This is a genomic window from Xenorhabdus poinarii G6 (assembly GCF_000968175.1).
GTDB lineage: Bacteria > Pseudomonadota > Gammaproteobacteria > Enterobacterales > Enterobacteriaceae > Xenorhabdus > Xenorhabdus poinarii.
In genome coordinates this window covers 114,769-131,292 of record NZ_FO704551.1, presented here as the reverse complement: position 1 = coordinate 131,292, position 16,524 = coordinate 114,769, and the positions used below count along the sequence as shown (strand labels likewise).

Here is a 16,524-nt window from a genome sequence, read left to right as displayed (position 1 = left end):
ACTTGCATTTCTATCATTATTAATAACCAAAGGATATTACTATGCCTAAAGCGTTATTTACTGCGACAGTTGAGTCAGCTGGCAATCTCAAAATGAAATGTTCATCACGGGATTTTACTTTTCATGTCGATGAGCCAAAAAATCTCGGTGGGACTGATGAAGCAATGAATCCCGTGGAAGCATTACTGTCTGCATTGGGTGCATGTCAATGTATTGTGGCAAAAAGTTTTGCCCGCCAGCAAAAAATCAATTTAATTGATATTCAGGTTAAAATAGAAGGTGAGCTGGATACAGATGGTTTTACCGGGATCAATAAAAATGCCAAACTAGGATTTTCAAAAATCACCACCAAATTTTACGTTAAAGCCGATAATACTGAACAAGAGATCCGAGATTTTATTACGTTTGTCGAACATCATTGCCCTGTTCTCGATACCATCGTCAATACACCAGAAATTGTCACTGAGATTTATCCAGTCTAATAATGCGATTTATTACCCATACATTTTCATGTTATGGGTAATTTTTTATGATGAATGATCCATTACCATTCCATACTGGAAGCAAAGTTCATTAATATTTCGACAAACTCATCAGGATGGGAAATAAAAGGAGCATGTGCGGCATGACGCATAATAACAGAATGCGTATGTGGCCATGCACTATCAAGCAGTGAAACAATTTTGCGGGGGACTAAACCATCGAGGTGACCATAAAGGCGCAGAAAAGGTAATGGTAGCCGGGATAATTCCTCCCTTAAATCATCAGTACGCAGGATTTCTAACCCGGCATTGAGTACATCGACTGACGGCATCGGCTGATTCAGTATGACTGATTTCAATTCTCGCGCATCCTGACGGGCGCTATCGGTTCCCAGTGTCTGCAAAGCCAGAAAACGTTCGACTGTCTTTTGGAAATCCACCCTCAATTGATGTTCAAACGCACACAAAACCTCAGGCTTAATCCCTGGCCAATCCCCATCAGCACTAAATCTTGGTGAAGAAGCCACCGTCACTAACCCCGCAACCTGTGCCGTATGATCCAACGCAATCCGACTGGCCACCAATCCCCCCAAAGACCAACCGAGCCATAAGGCATTTTCTGGTGCCTGCTGCCAGACAATATCAGCCATATCCGCCAAAGACATCGCCGGATAAGATTGGCTACGACCATATCCCGGCAACTCCACCAGATGCAAACGAAAATGCGAAGCCAATCGTGTTTCTACTGAACGCCAAACCTCAGCGTTTAGCCCCCATCCGTGCAGCATCACAAGATCACGAGGTGCATCACCGATTGTCTGCCAAAACAACTGATTCATTGTTATTCTCACTTTATTTGTCACCAAGGAAGGAAACTATGCTAACAATGGTTGGGTACTGTTGGCTATGCCAGCAAAATTTGTATTTCCCCCATCATGGGATCTGTTGTCTTTGTCATCAACAGGTAAAGCGGCGGCAACCTGTCTGTCCGCGCTGTGCGCTGCCTGCTGAATCCGGCCGCTTTCCATGTGGGCGATGCGTGAGAAAACCCCCTCCGTGGCAACATTTGATCGCGATCACCGATTACACGCCACCATTAAGCCAGCTTATCCACCGTTACAAGTATCACAACACACCACAACTTGCACCGGTGCTGGCTCGCTTATTTCTGTTACATTGGTTACAAGGCTATCGTGAAAACCGCTGGCATAAACCGGATCGCATATTGGGTATTCCTCTGCACAGTAGAAAACGCTGGCAACGCGGGTTTGATCAGATTGAACTGATAGCCCATTCCCTGTCACATTGGCTGCAATGCCCGTATCACCCCGGTTTTTTGCGACGCTCACGTGCTACACTCTCACAGCAGAGCCTTTCTGCCGCCCAAAGGAAAACCAATCTTAAACGCGCCTTTCAATTACGAGGCCATGTTACTGATCAACATGTCGCCATCTTCGATGATGTGATCACCACGGGCACAACGATACATGAAGCTTCACAGTTGCTAATTCGTGCGGGCGCTTGCTCGGTACAAGCTTGGGCAATATGCCGAACCTTGTAGTTCCTTTATAAATGGGCGTATTATAACCAACTAGAACAGTCAACTATTGAGCAAATGACATGATTAATATTACTGAAGCAGCGCAAGCACACTTTGCCAAGCTATTGGCAAATCAAGAGCCGGGCACACAGATCCGCGTTTTTGTCATTAATCCAGGCACGCCAACTGCTGAATGCGGCGTTTCCTATTGCCCACCGGATGCTGTTGAAGCCACTGATACTGAACTCAAATTCGACCAACTTTCTGCCTATGTTGATGAAATTAGTGCTCCTTTCTTGGAAGAAGCCGTGATTGATTTTGTCACCGACCAATTGGGCTCGCAATTGACCCTGAAAGCCCCGAACGCCAAAATGCGTAAAGTAGACGATGATGCCCCACTGATTGAGCGCGTTGAATATGTTCTACAATCGCAAATCAATCCCCAACTGGCAGGGCATGGTGGCCGTGTCAGCCTGATGGAAATCACGGGTGAAAACTATGCCATTCTGCAATTTGGGGGGGGATGCAACGGCTGTTCAATGGTCGATGTCACCCTGAAAGAAGGGATTGAAAAACAGTTACTACAGATGTTCCCTGAATTGAAAGGCGTGAAAGATTTGACTGAACACCAGCGCGGTGAACATTCCTATTACTGATTTTTCATAGACGACGGGTATATCCGCACCTTCACGCCTTTCCAGCGTCAATGCGATAAACGTTGGGACGGTGTGAAGGTCATACCCAACGACGATCAAGCAATAAATATATTGAAAATGCAATTTTGAGAAACAACGTTGAGTATTTATGGACCACTTTCAAACGATAAACCCTGAACAGGCTTACCAACATTGGCTCGATAAAACCGCAGTGATGGTTGATATCCGCGATCCACAAAGTTTTCGTGCCGGGCACGCAGCAGGCGCATTTCATCTAACGAATGAAACAATGAATCATTTTCTACAGGAAACCGATTTTGATCAGCCCGTTATGGTGATGTGCTACCACGGTCATAGTAGTCAAAGCGCAGCACAATACTTGATCAATATAGGTTTTGAGGCCGTTTTTAGTATCAATGGCGGCTTTGCCGCCTGGCAAAAAGCCTATCCCCAGGCTATCCATACCCTGTGAATCTTTAACACACTAATTGAAATACGATTAATCCCTGTACAACTCACTTCAACTTGAGGCAGAGAGAAGACGAGCCATGATCCATGTAACCTCTATATCCAACCCTCGACTGGCTCAGGCCTTTATTGATTATATGGCGACCCAAAATATTCATTTGATTATTCGGCCCGACAAGGAGTCGCAACTCATTGAGCTTTGGTTAGAAGATGATAGCCAACTAAACCGGGTTGAACAGGAACTTCACCTTTTTACCCGCGATCCGCTTCATGAACGTTATCAAGCAGCCAGTTGGCAAACGGGCAAACCTGTTATCGCCTTTAAGTATCCAAACAACCTGAATTTGAGTACGCTCAAAAGTCAATCGGGGCCGCTGACAATCGCTATCACGATACTCTGTATCCTCGTCTACTTTTGGATGGCAGTGGCAGGCGATCAGGCTGTGATGAACTGGCTGGCGTGGCCTCAAGATCGTGAACAGTACCTGGCGTTGTGGCGCTTATTCAGCCCGGCTCTGCTGCATTTCTCGCTGACACATCTCCTCTTTAATCTCGCATTATGGTGGTATTTCGGCAGCCAGATAGAAAAAAAGATTGGCAGCGGTAAACTTTTTGAAATCACAATCGTCTCAGCGGTTTTCAGTGGCTGGGCACAATCGCTGTTCAGTGGCGTGGCTTTCGGGGGATTATCCGGGGTGGTTTACGCCCTGATCGGGTATAGCTGGTTAACCGGTGAAATGTCCCCCAAGCGCGGAATCAGCGCCCCCAGAGGATTAATCGCTATCTCTGTCATTTGGTTATTGGTGGGCTACTGGGATCTTTTTTCATTAAATATCGCCAATGCCGCCCATGTTGCAGGATTAATTATCGGGTTATTGATGGGGCTGTGGGATAATTTGCGTAAACAAAAAAATCAATAATATGCCCAAAAATCCAAGACATTTCATGTTGCAACAGCGGCATGAAAGGGTGGGGATCATTGGGGTCAACTATAATTCATCGACGCAAAAAACATTAGGGGAATGTTGTGAAGCAAACTCAGCGACATGATGCAATAATCGAGTTGGTGCACCTTCAAGGTTATGTCAGCACTGAAGAGCTGGTTGAACATTTTGATGTTAGCCCGCAGACAATCCGACGTGATTTAAATGATCTCGCAGATAAAAATAAAATCCAGCGTCATCACGGCGGTGCCGCACTGCCCTCCAGCTCCGTCAATACCGCCTATCATGATCGTAAGATAATGTTATCGGATGAAAAAGCCCGTATTGCCCAGCAAGTGGCTACCCAAATTCCAAATGGCGCAACCTTATTCATTGATATTGGCACAACACCAGAAGCCGTAGCACATGCTCTGCTCGACCATCGCGATTTACGGATTGTCACCAACAACCTCAATGTCGCCACGCTGTTTATGGGCAAAGAAGATTTTCGTCTGATTTTAGCAGGTGGTGAAGTACGTCCCCGTGATGGCGGCATTATTGGTGAAGCAACTCTGGATTTTATTTCTCAGTTCCGCCTTGATTTCGGCATTCTTGGGATCAGCGGCATTGATAATGATGGCTCCCTACTGGAATTCGATTACCACGAAGTCCGTACCAAACGCGCTATTATTGAAAACTCCCGTTGTGTCATGCTGGTTGCCGATCATTCAAAATTTGGCCGGAGTGCGATGGTGAATCTCGGTAATATGAACCTCATTGATTTCTTGTTCACGGATAAAGCGCCACCTCCCTACCTCCAGAAAATTATTGAACAACATAGTGTCAGGCTGGAGCTGTGCTGATCACGTTTTCTCGTCATCCTAACCCCACCAGATCTGGCGGGGTTTCCTATCGCGGACAGATCGTCTGACACAACTTATTATCCGGCAAAAACCCTATTTATCTTATGTCTATGGTAAAAAATAGGTTACCAGTATCACGTAAATGTATTTTTTCTCAGTTAATAGTTGGCGGTTGATGAATTTTTGATTACAATCCATGAGCGAAAACGAGCATTAAAGAACTATTTCGAACATCTCAGAGGATACGCAATGGAAACCAAAGACTTGATTGTAATCGGCGGCGGAATTAACGGCGCGGGTATCGCAGCAGATGCTGCTGGCCGGGGACTTTCTGTCCTGCTGTTGGAAGGTCAAGACTTGGCCAGCGCGACCTCATCAGCCAGCTCTAAGCTGATCCACGGTGGCTTACGCTATCTGGAACACTATGAATTTCGTTTGGTCAGTGAAGCATTGGCAGAACGTGAAGTGCTGTTAAAACTGGCCCCACATATTGCATTTCCAATGCGTTTCCGCTTACCACACCAACCACACTTGCGTCCGGCCTGGATGATCCGTGTTGGTCTGTTCCTGTACGATAACTTGGGTAAACGTGTTAGCTTACCGGGTAGTAAGGGACTGAAATTTGGTGCAAATTCAGTATTGAAACCTTCTATCAGCCGTGGCTTTGAATACTCTGACTGTTGGGTTGATGATGCACGACTGGTTGTTCTGAATGCACAGGAAGTTCAAAAACACGGTGGCGAAGTACGCACCCGTACCCATGTGACTCGCGCATGGCGTGAAGATGGCGACTGGATGGTTGAGGCCAAAGATCTCAAGACTGGTGAAACCAATACATGGCGCACAAAAGGTTTAGTTAACGCAACTGGCCCGTGGGTGAAAAACTTCTTCGACAATGGCATGCAATTGAAATCACCTTATGGTATCCGTTTAATCAAAGGCAGCCATATCGTTGTGCCTCGCGTCCACGATGAATCTCAGGCGTATATTCTGCAAAATGAAGATCATCGCATCGTGTTTGTGATCCCATGGAATGACGAATTTTCGATCATTGGCACCACGGATGTTGAATACAAAGGCGATCCAAAAGACGTCAACATTGAAGATAAAGAAATTGACTATTTGCTGAAAGTCTATAACGACCACTTCAAAAAACAGCTTGTTCGCGATGATATTGTCTGGACCTACTCTGGCGTTCGCCCGCTGTGTGATGATGAATCTGATTCACCACAAGCGATTACCCGTGATTACACGTTGGATGTACAGGATGAAAAAGGGCAAGCCCCCTTACTGTCCGTCTTCGGTGGCAAGCTGACCACCTATCGTAAGCTGGCTGAACACGCAATAGATAAGTTGGCACAGTACTATCCCAGCGCAGGCAAAGCATGGACGAAAAATGGTCAATTACCGGGTGGTGAGCTGGAAGGCTGCGACCGTGATGGTTATGCACGTCTGTTACGTCAGCGCTATACCTGGCTACCTGAAGGAGTCGCACTGCGTTATGCCCGTACTTACGGCAGTCACAGCCAAATCATCCTAAAAGGTGCGGAAACTCTGGCTGATCTCGGCGAATTCTTTGGTCATGGTTTATATGAAGCAGAACTACGTTATTTAGTTGATTATGAGTGGGTAACCCAGTTAGATGATGCCATCTGGCGTCGTACAAAACTAGGTATGTGGCTCAGCGATGAACAGAAACAGCAGGTAGCTAACTGGCTGGCACAAAACGTTAAAGCCGCTTAATTGCGAGACTGATCGCGAGGAAAATGGCAATCATTTTTATTGCCATTTTCCACTTCAATGAATGCCTCTTCCCCACTCATCTATGCCCCCAAATACAAACAGCCGGGAATTTTCGAAATCCCCCCTATTTTTTATTGAAATCCCTTATCTTAAAAAAACCGCTCCCATACTGGAACAACGTATGATCCGCATTAACCCTAATCGCAGCGGCGCGGATACCGTGCTCCGTATTTTACGGGAAATTGTTTGTTGAAAAAGGGGAAAGATCAGTATTGATAGGTATCGTCTCATCGAGCAGATAAAACAAATTTAGACGTAAAAATAAAAAGTCACGATAAAAAATAGGCTGTCAAGACAATGAAAGAACCGTAAATCAAGAATTTCATTTCATTAATATCATGGGAAAAATATAACGCCTGATTATGATGATAAAATCAACCTGAAAATTTTCGTTACTCATGACATAAGGTAGTTCAGCTGTTTTTATTCTCTACCCGAAAATTTAACTTAATGATACAAAAACAAAATCAGGCGTTAATAACCTTAAATCCGCTTACGTTAAGTACTAGCACCTAACCCGGTTCAAATCAAATTATTTTATTATTAAAAAATCCATAGCACTTATTTCACTCAAAAAAATATACTCTGCAATATGCACCCTGTGCATTGGTGTAGGGCAAGACATCGCCATGATTATCGGACGTATTTCATCGTCACCATTTCTGTCGCAACGATTTTTTCATGACCGATTTCTTATGACGGGATTTAATTGCATACATTAACAAAAATGAAAAAGTGTATTTTTCAGATCACCTCAGCCAATTAAGGGCCATGTTATTCATTTTTGGCTGTAGATATTTTTTCTGATTTATTTTTGAGCGTTTCCGTATATTGTTTGATGACTTAGGTTCAAGCCAGAGAAACGTCACTTCATTGATTAAAAAAGCGTGCCATGGCACACAATCATAACCTGTATCTATTAATGCTCAGAGAAGCTCAACGTACTAAAACAAAAAATCTTGAAAAGGTAAAAATTCTTTAATTTAAAATCAATCATATGAAATGTGATCTTTGACCCAAACAAAACATATTTTCATATCCAGAATAAGAAGATCTGTCTAGGATTAAACCGCTATTAATTCAGTCTATTTATTATCTCATCACGAGAGTAATCATTCTGTTAATCGCACTGTTAATCGAAAAATCCCGTTATTTATCACTCCTGCCACATAAGGAGAAAAGGCATGAAGAAAAAACAAATAAATCAAAAGGATATTGATAACCTTATTACGCTGATTGGTGGAAAAGAGAACATCGCTTCCGTTAGTCATTGTATTACCCGACTCAGATTCGTTCTAAATTCCCCCGAAAATGCCGATGCCAAAGCCATAGAAGCGTTACCTATGGTCAAGGGGTGTTTCACTAATGCCGGGCAGTTTCAGGTAGTGATTGGGACGAATGTGGATGTCTATTATCAAGCACTGCTAGCAACCACAGGGAAACAATCTGTTAATAAAGAAGAGGTGAAACAAGCAGCTCGTCAAAATATGAAATGGTATGAAAACGCAATTTCACATTTTGCTGAGATCTTTTTCCCATTACTGCCAGCTCTGATCAGCGGCGGTTTAATCCTCGGTTTTCGTAATCTGATCGGGGATATCCCTTTTAGTGAAGGTAAATCACTCGCTCAACTCTACCCTGTCTGGCAAAGTGTCTATGATTTTCTCTGGCTCATCGGCGAAGCGATATTCTTCTACCTCCCGGTAGGTATCTGCTGGTCTGCCGTCAAAAAAATGGGCGGAACACCCATCCTGGGGATTATTCTCGGCATTACGCTGGTTTCCCCGCAACTGATGAATGCTTATCTGCTTGGTCAGCAAACGCCTGAAGTCTGGAATTTCGGCTGGTTTACCATTGCTAAGGTCGGTTATCAGGCACAGGTCATCCCATCCTTATTAGCCGGTCTGGCATTAGGATGGATTGAAACGCGGCTGAAAAAATGGGTTCCAGACTACCTCTATCTTGTGATTGTTCCTGTGACTTCTCTGCTTCTGGCCGTCTTCCTCGCCCATGCTCTGATCGGCCCTGCCGGACGGGCGATTGGCGATGGTGTTGCCTGGGTGGTGAAAGGATTAATGACAGGGAGTCTTGCCCCCATCGGCGCCGCGCTATTTGGTTTCTTCTACGCCCCATTGGTGATCACGGGTGTACATCAAACGACGCTGGCCATCGACCTGCAAATGATCCAAAGCACCGGCGGAACACCGATTTGGCCGATTATTGCGCTGTCTAATATTGCCCAAGGTTCTGCGGTTGCGGGCATTATCTGGGCAAGCAAGAAGCAAAAAGAGCGCGAAGTTTCTATTCCTGCGGCAATTTCAGCCTATCTTGGGGTAACCGAACCAGCCATGTACGGCATTAACCTTAAATATCGTTACCCGATGTTCTGTGCAATGATTGGCTCGTCTCTGGCCGGGCTGATTTGTGGGCTGAACCATGTGACTGCCAATGGTATCGGCGTAGGCGGGCTACCAGGCATCCTCTCCATTAAGCCACAATTCTGGGTTATTTATCTGATTGCGATGCTCGTTGCCGTGGTTGTGCCATTACTCCTGACTGTTATGGCTTATCACAGACATGAACGCAAAGCCGCCTTATCCAAGGCAAACGAACTCGCCAATTAATTTTGTTAGGTATCTTTTTATGACGGAACAAAAACCCTGGTGGATGAATAGCGTTATCTACCAAATTTATCCCAAGAGCTTTCAGGATAGTACAGGTTGTGGCACCGGCGATATCAACGGGATCACCCGACGGCTGGATTATCTACAACAACTTGGGGTTGATGCCATCTGGATCACACCCATTTATCCCTCGCCACAAATTGATAATGGCTATGATGTTGCTGATTACTGTGCTATCAACCCTGATTACGGTGTCATGGCGGATTTTGATCATTTGGTGAAAAGTGCCCACCAACGGGGTATTCGTATCATCCTGGATATGGTTTTCAATCATACCTCAACCCAACATCCGTGGTTTCAGGCCGCGCAAGATATTCATAGCCCCTACCGCCAGTTTTATCTCTGGCGGGATGGCACAGAAGACGCCCTGCCTAACAATTGGAAATCTAAATTCGGCGGTAATGCATGGCAATGGCATGCTGAGAGTCAGCAATATTACCTCCACTTGTTCGCAGTAGAACAAGCTGACTTAAACTGGGAGCATGAGCCTGTTCGCGCTGAACTGAAAAAAATCTGTGAGTTCTGGGCGGATCGTGGCGTTGATGGTTTGCGGTTGGATGTCATTAACCTTGTCTCAAAACAGCAAACCTATCCTGATGATGAGTACGGCGATGGCCGCCGATTCTATACTGATGGCCCGCGGATACATGAATTTCTGCAAGAAATGAGCCGTGATGTTTTCCAACCCAAAGGGTTGATGACTGTTGGTGAAATGTCCTCCACGAGCCTTGAACACTGTCAACGCTATAGTACTCTGGATAGGACAGCGTTATCCATGACGTTTAATTTTCACCACCTAAAAGTTGATTATCCAAATGGAGAAAAATGGTCTCTCGCGAAACCCGATTATGTTGAACTGAAAAAGATCTTCTCAACCTGGCAGCAAGGTATGCACCAAAAAGCCTGGAATGCCCTCTTCTGGTGTAATCATGATCAACCCCGTATTGTTTCCCGATTTGGCGATGAGCATCAGTACCACAAAATATCGGCTAAAATGCTGGCAATGGTGCTACATGGCATGCAGGGTACGCCTTATATCTATCAGGGGGAAGAATTGGGGATGACGAATCCTCACTTTACGCATATTGAGGGCTATCGGGATATTGAAAGCCTGAATATGTATCAAGAGCGTATTGAGAAAGGTATGCAACCAGAGGATATCCTGGCCATTCTGGCGCAGAAATCCCGTGACAATAGTCGAACGCCTATGCAATGGGATGATTCGGCAAACGCCGGTTTCACAACGGGGATACCGTGGATCGCACCTTGCCGTAATTACTCAGAAATTAATACCAAAGTCGCATTACAGGATGAAGATTCTATCTTCTATTGCTACCGCGATTTGATTAAATTGAGAAAACAACAACCGATTCTGACCTACGGTGACTACCAGGATCTGCTGCCAGAGCATCCATCACTCTGGTGCTATTTACGTCGTTGGCAGGAGCAAACTTTGCTGGTCATTGCCAATTTAAGCGATGAAACACAGCGTTGGTCTCCAGAACCTTCGCTTGCCAACAAAGCATGGCAGGTATTAATCAGTAATTATCCATCGGCGACAAAAATAGATAATGCAATGAACATTAAACCGTATGAGGCAATATATTTAATTGTTACAGAATAATATTTATATCCAATAATTTTGGACTTGCTTTATTCTCCCTCACAGAACGAGGGAGAATAAAGTGCATGATAAATATGATCTACCCCTCAATAAGCTAAAGAAATAGTTTAAAATCATGCTGGCTAGTTTTAACTGACCAAGAGATATCCTTTCTTATCACTCATTGTATTTATGCCAAAACAGACCATTAAAGCCCGTATTCTGAAAGCCCAGGGTGATCATCAGGTCTGCGCCCCAGCGGCCATAAAAAGAGGCGTTCTTCTTCCCTGATCGGCATATCATTAATACAGGCATATCTGTTGATCATAAGCCCCTGTTCATTAAACTCCCAGTTTTCATTACCATAGCTACGAAACCAGTTGCCTGAATCGTCATGCCATTCATAGGAGAATCTGACTGCAATACGGTTCTCATCGTAGACCCATAACTCTTTAATCAATCGGTATTCCAGCTCCTTGAGCCATTTTCGGCGTAAAAATTCCACTACGGCTTCACGCCCATCAACACTCTCTGCACGATTTCGCCAATGAGTATCTGGAGCGTATACACCTGAAACTCTCTCAGGATCACAACTGTTCCAGGCATCTTCAGCCAAACGAACTTTTTCAATCGCGGTTTCTTTGTTTAGACAACTCTGTCTACTTAGTTGATAATTTTATTAAAGGAGGTTCTATGTCAAAAAATAGCTCAACTGCACGTGAACGTATTCTCCAGGTTTCTCATGATCTCTTTTATCAAGAAGGGATTAGGGCCACCGGGATAGATCGTATCATCAAGGAAGCCGGCGTCACCAAAGTGACCTTCTATCGGCATTTTCCCTCTAAAAATGATTTGATTATGGCTTTTCTCGACTATCGACATCAGCGCTGGATTCACTGGTTTAGTACGACATTAGCTGCGGATATGTCTGCCTATGGCACCCTTGTAAAAGCGCTTCCAGCAGTCCTGAAAAAATGGTTTATGAGCGCAGAATTCCGCGGCTGCGCATTCATCAATTCTGTCGTTGAATTTTCTCAGGCATTACCGGAAATACAGCCTGTTGTGCAATCTCATAAGCAGGAAATGACAGAAATCCTCGCAACATTCCTGCCTGCCACATCGGAAAGGCCGGTTCTGGCTAAGCAAATGACATTGCTTATCGATGGTGCCATTGTCATGGCTCAATATGGCGAAGAGAGTGATCAGGTCGTATCTCTCTTGGAAAACTGGCTGTCGTTGTATGCTGAGTTTCTGAATCGGTGAACACTGCCAATAAAAATCGCAACGGATAAGAACAGGGCTGGTTTAATATCAGATTATTTATTACTACAGCCGTAACACTATTTATCCCTGCGGGCATTCAGCAACGCTGACAGGCTCTACCCGATATGTGGAACAGGGAAATTTTCACTCTCCTACCCTAACGTCAGTTGCATGAGAGTATGAGGGTGAGATTCTCTTCGGCTGTTCAACCAGCTCCATAATAAAAGCTCTATTAAAATCAATGCCTTTATTTTTCTTTATATCTATTGACATAAAGTTAACTTGAGGTTTTATAGTGTGTACCTGACTATTCTGTCAATTGAAAAATACCGTATAGCTTTTTTCGTAAGTCGAAAACTAACATAGGATTACGAGATGAAAAGTTCAAAATGTATTATTGCTTTATTAGCATTAAGTGCTATTTCATTTGGTTCATTAGCTGCTACTGAAGTCAAATCCCCTGTCGGAGAGAAAGTTGGGGTCATTTCCGTAACAGGAGCAGAAACCCTAGATACACTCACTGAACAATTATCCCAAAAAGCTAATGAGTCTGGAGCGAAATATTTCCGTATTACTTCTGCTTTTGGTCAGAATAATTTAAATGGAACTGCCGAGATATATAGATAACCCGATATATGGACACCGACTTAATTCAAGTGGAGGGTGAATTTTTCTGACATGACAATATAGTCGCAAACATATATTCGGCTGCAGTGAGCCCTGATGAAAACCCGTACTCTCTGTCCTCATTAATTCAACAGTCTCGATAGACTGATCCGTTTACCAGGTTCACAGAGAGTCGGCACTACCTGTCAGTCATTAAGTTACATCAAATTATGGGCTTTTACTTTTGCTACATAAAGGGTTATCCATCGCGCTTCATAACTCGATTGTTGGTTGACCCGTAGCCACACTATTCGGGCATTTTTATTTGTCAGCGCTACTGCTGGCTTATTGAGTTCGCTACGGGTTATCACGCCTTTTAACCGACGCTGCAATATGTTTTTACTGATATATAAAGAAGCGCAACGCGGCTACGGTAGCCTGCTTGGCTGTCAGTAGGAAGTCAACAGTCTAACCTGGCATATCGACCGCCCGGTACAAATATTTCCACTGTCCATTGATTTTATGGAGGTTTCATCTATTCGCCAACGCCGCCCTATAGTACGCTTACACCGACGGAATGCCTTATCCAGTAGATAGAGACAGTCGGAGAACCCAGCGGCACAACGTGGAATGGTCGACCTCAAGGCACAAGCGAGGTACCAGTGGACACACTGGGTGATAATATCAATAGAATAGTGTAGACGTTTGAACGCTTTTCAAATACATCAAGATACTTTCGTTCGCGATCTCTCTGTTAATACGACAGAACCATTAATCGGCTGCGTCTACAAATACGTTATTTTCAATAGTTAACTTATCAGCACCACTAATATTGAAGTGGTTACCAAAACTGTAGGAAAGTGCTTCCGTGCTTTGGGATCTCGTCACGATGGAAGAATCTTGTTCCACAACCAAATCACCTTGTATACCTGAAGCCTTAACACCGCTTAACGCTACAATATGGGCTCTAGAGAGAAATATTGCACTATCGAAAGCAGATTTTAGATCTAGGTTAATCAAGGGTAAGTTACTGTTCACAACTTTTAATGCATTGGAATTTTTTCCGCTGGCTTGAATTTTACCCTGAACAACTAATCGTTCTAACGTGGCATCCTGAAGCTCAATAGCGCCGCTACCTTCTCCTCTGGTCACCATATTTCCACCAATGAATATCTCTTTGGCAGAACCAGATAACATTCTCAAAGCCGCGGAAGGTTGTTTGTCAAGAATGCCAGCGGTAAGTGAGTTGGCACTGGCACCAAATGTCTCAATATTACTATTAACAGAGAGGCGGCCAATCGGTTGAGATATTAAAATCGCAGTCGCACCATTACCATAGGTTTTCAGCGAACCAAAATAAGCATTATCAACAGTACCTGTCAGTACATTAAACGCTCTGGCACCGTTACCATGAGTTTGGATGGACGCAACTGATAGATAATTTAGGACGCCGAAATTGACAACTCCCATCCCACTGTCACCGAAGGTTTCAACTGGGCCAATAGACGTCCAGTTTTTCACTCGTCCCCAATTGTCGAGTCCAAGACCATTAGTGCCGTATGAAATAGTTCGTCCACGATTGATTACCTGCTCAGCATTAGCATATGCAATAAATACGCTGCCAGATATGAGATTATCTGTACCCGCCGGGATCTTAGAATCATTAAAAACATCACCAGTTTCTACAACGGATACTTTGACTTGTCCACCTAAAGTATCTCCTGAGTGGGTATAGATATTTCCTTTACCGCCAGAAATAAGCAGTCCTGAACCATATACAGGTTGTTCTGCCAATCCAATCGTTAATCCACGAATTTCCGCAGTTATAATAGAGTTTTTACTTTGTTGGAGATTCAATAACGTAACCGCACCTTGTAATATATCAATATTACTTGTTGCTTTGCTGCCGATTCCAGTGCTAGGGCGTTCTGGTGTGGCTGTAGTATCAGAAAATATAACATGAAGATTATTAATCTTGAGTGCGCCTTGAATCAATTTATCTTTAGCTACAATTTGCACTTGGCCTATGGTTTTAATATCCTCCAGTTCAAACTTACCAAAAGATAATATATTATAGGTATTGTATATAGCTCTCTTAGTAGGTGTAACTTTTAAAGTAATATTACTAATAGTATTGTTTTCACTCAGCTGCAATCCATCAATATCTTTTGAAAAATCAATAAATAAATTTGGTCCTGTACCGATCAATGATTGTCCGGGTTTTAGGCTTAAATTAGGCACATCATAAAGTGATTCATATACGAGAATTTTTCTGATAGTTTGATCGGCTACTGCAGAAATCAACTCTGCTTTGGTTGAAACATGCGCTACATTTTTTTCCTTTTTCACATTATCCATTTCTCGATCAGAAACCTCTATTATTGTTTTTTTCTCTGGTAACGTAGGACTATTGGCTGAGGTCACCAGTGTTACCAAAAGCATTGTGAAAGTGAGTGAGTTTAGTATTTTTTTATACATTTGCATTCCTATTGATGTATATAGTAAAAGGTATTTTTAGAATATTTTTTAATAAACCATCCAAATATTTTATTTTACGATCCCAAAGGTAATGGGTTTATAGAGGCATAAGGTGTATTTTCTGCACTGTAAAAATTACAGTCACCTAAAAATAAGATATAGAAGGTCCCTCCATGAAGAAGAAACCTGTCATTAATTGTGTGTTGCACTTAAGCGATACTAACCGCTAATGTCACGTCAATATTTCCTTTTACTGCATTTGAGTAAGGACATACTTGATGTGCTTTATTTACCAATTCTTCTATATCAGCTTGCATTACGTGGTGTGCAGTAATGTGCAATGCAACGCTTAGAAAGAAGCCATCATCATCCGTTGGATGCACATTGACTTGGGCATTAACAGTTGTTTCCCCTAGAGAGATTTTTTCACGGTCGGCAACCAATTTCAACGCAGAATGAAAACAAGCCGCATAGCCCGCAGCAAAAAGCTGTTCAGGGTTGGTGTTACCACCCTCGCCGCCGAATTCTTTAGGGAAACTGAGCGCTAGATCCAACAGGCTATCAGCACTTTTAACCTGGCCATTACGGCCATTGCCCGTAGAAATTACAGATGTAGTGTACAAAGTTTTAGTCATAATTTGATTCCTTATCAAAGTAAAATAGCTTCACTGAAGCCAAAAAATAAAATTGCTATTTTTGGTTAACGAGTCCTCTATTGTTAATGCTAGGCTATCGGTTTTGTATGTGTAGATGTAGATTTACATTTTTATATCACCGTCTTGCCCAATGCCTAGGAAATCGCTTACCTTTCGAAAATATGATGAGACAGATTGTTGGCGCAAATTGCGTGTTGCTGTTGTAAGAGGAATTGCCGCTAATAGAAAGCTTAGAGCGAGCTGACCAGCTAACGCCTCTAATACACTGAGGTTCATGCCAATTTGTGGTAAGAGTCCTGCGAGAAGTATCACTGTCAGGATAGCGATAAAACTCGTCATTGCGAGTACGAATAGCCCAGAAATTGGCCGGAGTTCACTCTCTGTTTCAAGTAACGCAGAGGTGTTTCCGCGCATCACAATGACCCCTTCAATATATGTATCAATTGATATAAAATATAATGGTCGTGAAGTTATCTTGTCAAGGACTTTTATATCGATT

Annotated in this window: 16 protein-coding genes and 2 pseudogenes; 12 read left to right on the top strand and 6 right to left on the bottom strand. The window is 43.5% G+C overall.

The window, feature by feature from the left end; genetic code table 11:
• Positions 1 to 41 precede the first annotated feature (41 nt).
• Positions 42 to 482 carry an OsmC family protein gene (locus tag XPG1_RS00560; RefSeq protein WP_045957356.1) on the top strand — a complete coding sequence of 147 codons (441 nt, stop codon included), beginning with the start codon at positions 42 to 44 and terminating at the stop codon, positions 480 to 482.
• A gap of 62 nt (positions 483 to 544) precedes the next feature.
• Here the strand turns inward: XPG1_RS00560 and bioH are convergent, their stop codons facing one another.
• Complete coding sequence (gene bioH, locus XPG1_RS00555; protein ID WP_045957355.1) at positions 545 to 1,321, bottom strand: pimeloyl-ACP methyl ester esterase BioH; 777 nt, start codon at positions 1,319 to 1,321, stop codon at positions 545 to 547.
• A gap of 38 nt (positions 1,322 to 1,359) precedes the next feature.
• On the opposite strand from bioH, the gene gntX reads away from it, so the two are divergent.
• The 9 genes from gntX (at position 1,360) to treC (ending at position 11,043) form a co-directional block, all read left to right on the top strand.
• Positions 1,360 to 2,043 carry a DNA utilization protein GntX gene (gene gntX / locus XPG1_RS00550; protein ID WP_045957354.1) on the top strand — a complete coding sequence of 228 codons (684 nt, stop codon included), beginning with the start codon at positions 1,360 to 1,362 and terminating at the stop codon, positions 2,041 to 2,043.
• A gap of 59 nt (positions 2,044 to 2,102) precedes the next feature.
• Positions 2,103 to 2,678: a Fe-S biogenesis protein NfuA gene (gene nfuA, locus XPG1_RS00545; protein WP_045957353.1), complete on the top strand. Its 576-nt coding sequence runs from the start codon at positions 2,103 to 2,105 to the stop codon at positions 2,676 to 2,678.
• 148 nt (positions 2,679 to 2,826) lie between these two features.
• Entirely contained in the window at positions 2,827 to 3,150 is a 324-nt protein-coding gene (gene glpE / locus XPG1_RS00540) for a thiosulfate sulfurtransferase GlpE (RefSeq protein ID WP_045957352.1), read from the top strand.
• 76 nt (positions 3,151 to 3,226) lie between these two features.
• Positions 3,227 to 4,066 (top strand): rhomboid family intramembrane serine protease GlpG, encoded by an 840-nt coding sequence (gene glpG, locus XPG1_RS00535; protein ID WP_045957351.1) that lies wholly within the window; start codon positions 3,227 to 3,229, stop codon positions 4,064 to 4,066.
• Positions 4,067 to 4,173: 107 nt separating this feature from the next.
• Positions 4,174 to 4,932 (top strand): DeoR/GlpR family transcriptional regulator, encoded by a 759-nt coding sequence (locus XPG1_RS00530; RefSeq protein ID WP_045957350.1) that lies wholly within the window; start codon positions 4,174 to 4,176, stop codon positions 4,930 to 4,932.
• Positions 4,933 to 5,181: 249 nt separating this feature from the next.
• Complete coding sequence (gene glpD, locus XPG1_RS00525; protein ID WP_045957349.1) at positions 5,182 to 6,675, top strand: glycerol-3-phosphate dehydrogenase; 1,494 nt, start codon at positions 5,182 to 5,184, stop codon at positions 6,673 to 6,675.
• Positions 6,676 to 6,736: 61 nt separating this feature from the next.
• Positions 6,737 to 6,928, top strand: coding sequence for a hypothetical protein (locus XPG1_RS19210; protein WP_436286815.1), 192 nt, complete (start codon positions 6,737 to 6,739; stop codon positions 6,926 to 6,928).
• Positions 6,929 to 7,919: 991 nt separating this feature from the next.
• Positions 7,920 to 9,359, top strand: coding sequence for a PTS trehalose transporter subunit IIBC (gene treB, locus XPG1_RS00520; RefSeq protein WP_045957348.1), 1,440 nt, complete (start codon positions 7,920 to 7,922; stop codon positions 9,357 to 9,359).
• Positions 9,360 to 9,378: 19 nt separating this feature from the next.
• Entirely contained in the window at positions 9,379 to 11,043 is a 1,665-nt protein-coding gene (treC, locus tag XPG1_RS00515; RefSeq protein ID WP_045957347.1) for an alpha,alpha-phosphotrehalase, read from the top strand.
• A gap of 187 nt (positions 11,044 to 11,230) precedes the next feature.
• Here treC and XPG1_RS00510 read toward each other — a convergent pair.
• A pseudogene (locus XPG1_RS00510) lies at positions 11,231 to 11,665 on the bottom strand (nuclear transport factor 2 family protein); the annotation flags it as partial.
• A gap of 50 nt (positions 11,666 to 11,715) precedes the next feature.
• Here XPG1_RS00510 and XPG1_RS00505 point away from each other — a divergent pair.
• Positions 11,716 to 12,285: a TetR/AcrR family transcriptional regulator gene (locus XPG1_RS00505; RefSeq protein WP_045957345.1), complete on the top strand. Its 570-nt coding sequence runs from the start codon at positions 11,716 to 11,718 to the stop codon at positions 12,283 to 12,285.
• Positions 12,286 to 12,660: 375 nt separating this feature from the next.
• Entirely contained in the window at positions 12,661 to 12,912 is a 252-nt protein-coding gene (bhsA, locus tag XPG1_RS00500; RefSeq protein WP_045957344.1) for a multiple stress resistance protein BhsA, read from the top strand.
• A 450-nt stretch (positions 12,913 to 13,362) separates the two neighbouring features.
• Here the strand turns inward: bhsA and XPG1_RS17850 are convergent.
• The 4 genes and pseudogenes from XPG1_RS17850 to XPG1_RS18725 all read right to left on the bottom strand — a co-directional run.
• Positions 13,363 to 13,580: pseudogene (locus XPG1_RS17850) on the bottom strand (DDE-type integrase/transposase/recombinase); the annotation flags it as partial.
• Positions 13,581 to 13,662: 82 nt separating this feature from the next.
• Positions 13,663 to 15,369 carry a hypothetical protein gene (locus XPG1_RS00495; RefSeq protein ID WP_045957343.1) on the bottom strand — a complete coding sequence of 569 codons (1,707 nt, stop codon included), beginning with the start codon at positions 15,367 to 15,369 and terminating at the stop codon, positions 13,663 to 13,665.
• 209 nt (positions 15,370 to 15,578) lie between these two features.
• The gene (locus XPG1_RS00490) at positions 15,579 to 16,004 is read right to left on the bottom strand and encodes an organic hydroperoxide resistance protein (RefSeq protein WP_045957342.1); all 426 of its coding nucleotides are present in this window, start codon (positions 16,002 to 16,004) and stop codon (positions 15,579 to 15,581) included.
• A 123-nt stretch (positions 16,005 to 16,127) separates the two neighbouring features.
• Positions 16,128 to 16,439, bottom strand: a complete 312-nt coding sequence (locus XPG1_RS18725) for an MFS transporter (RefSeq protein ID WP_045957341.1) — start codon at positions 16,437 to 16,439, stop codon at positions 16,128 to 16,130.
• Positions 16,440 to 16,524: the final 85 nt, after the last annotated feature.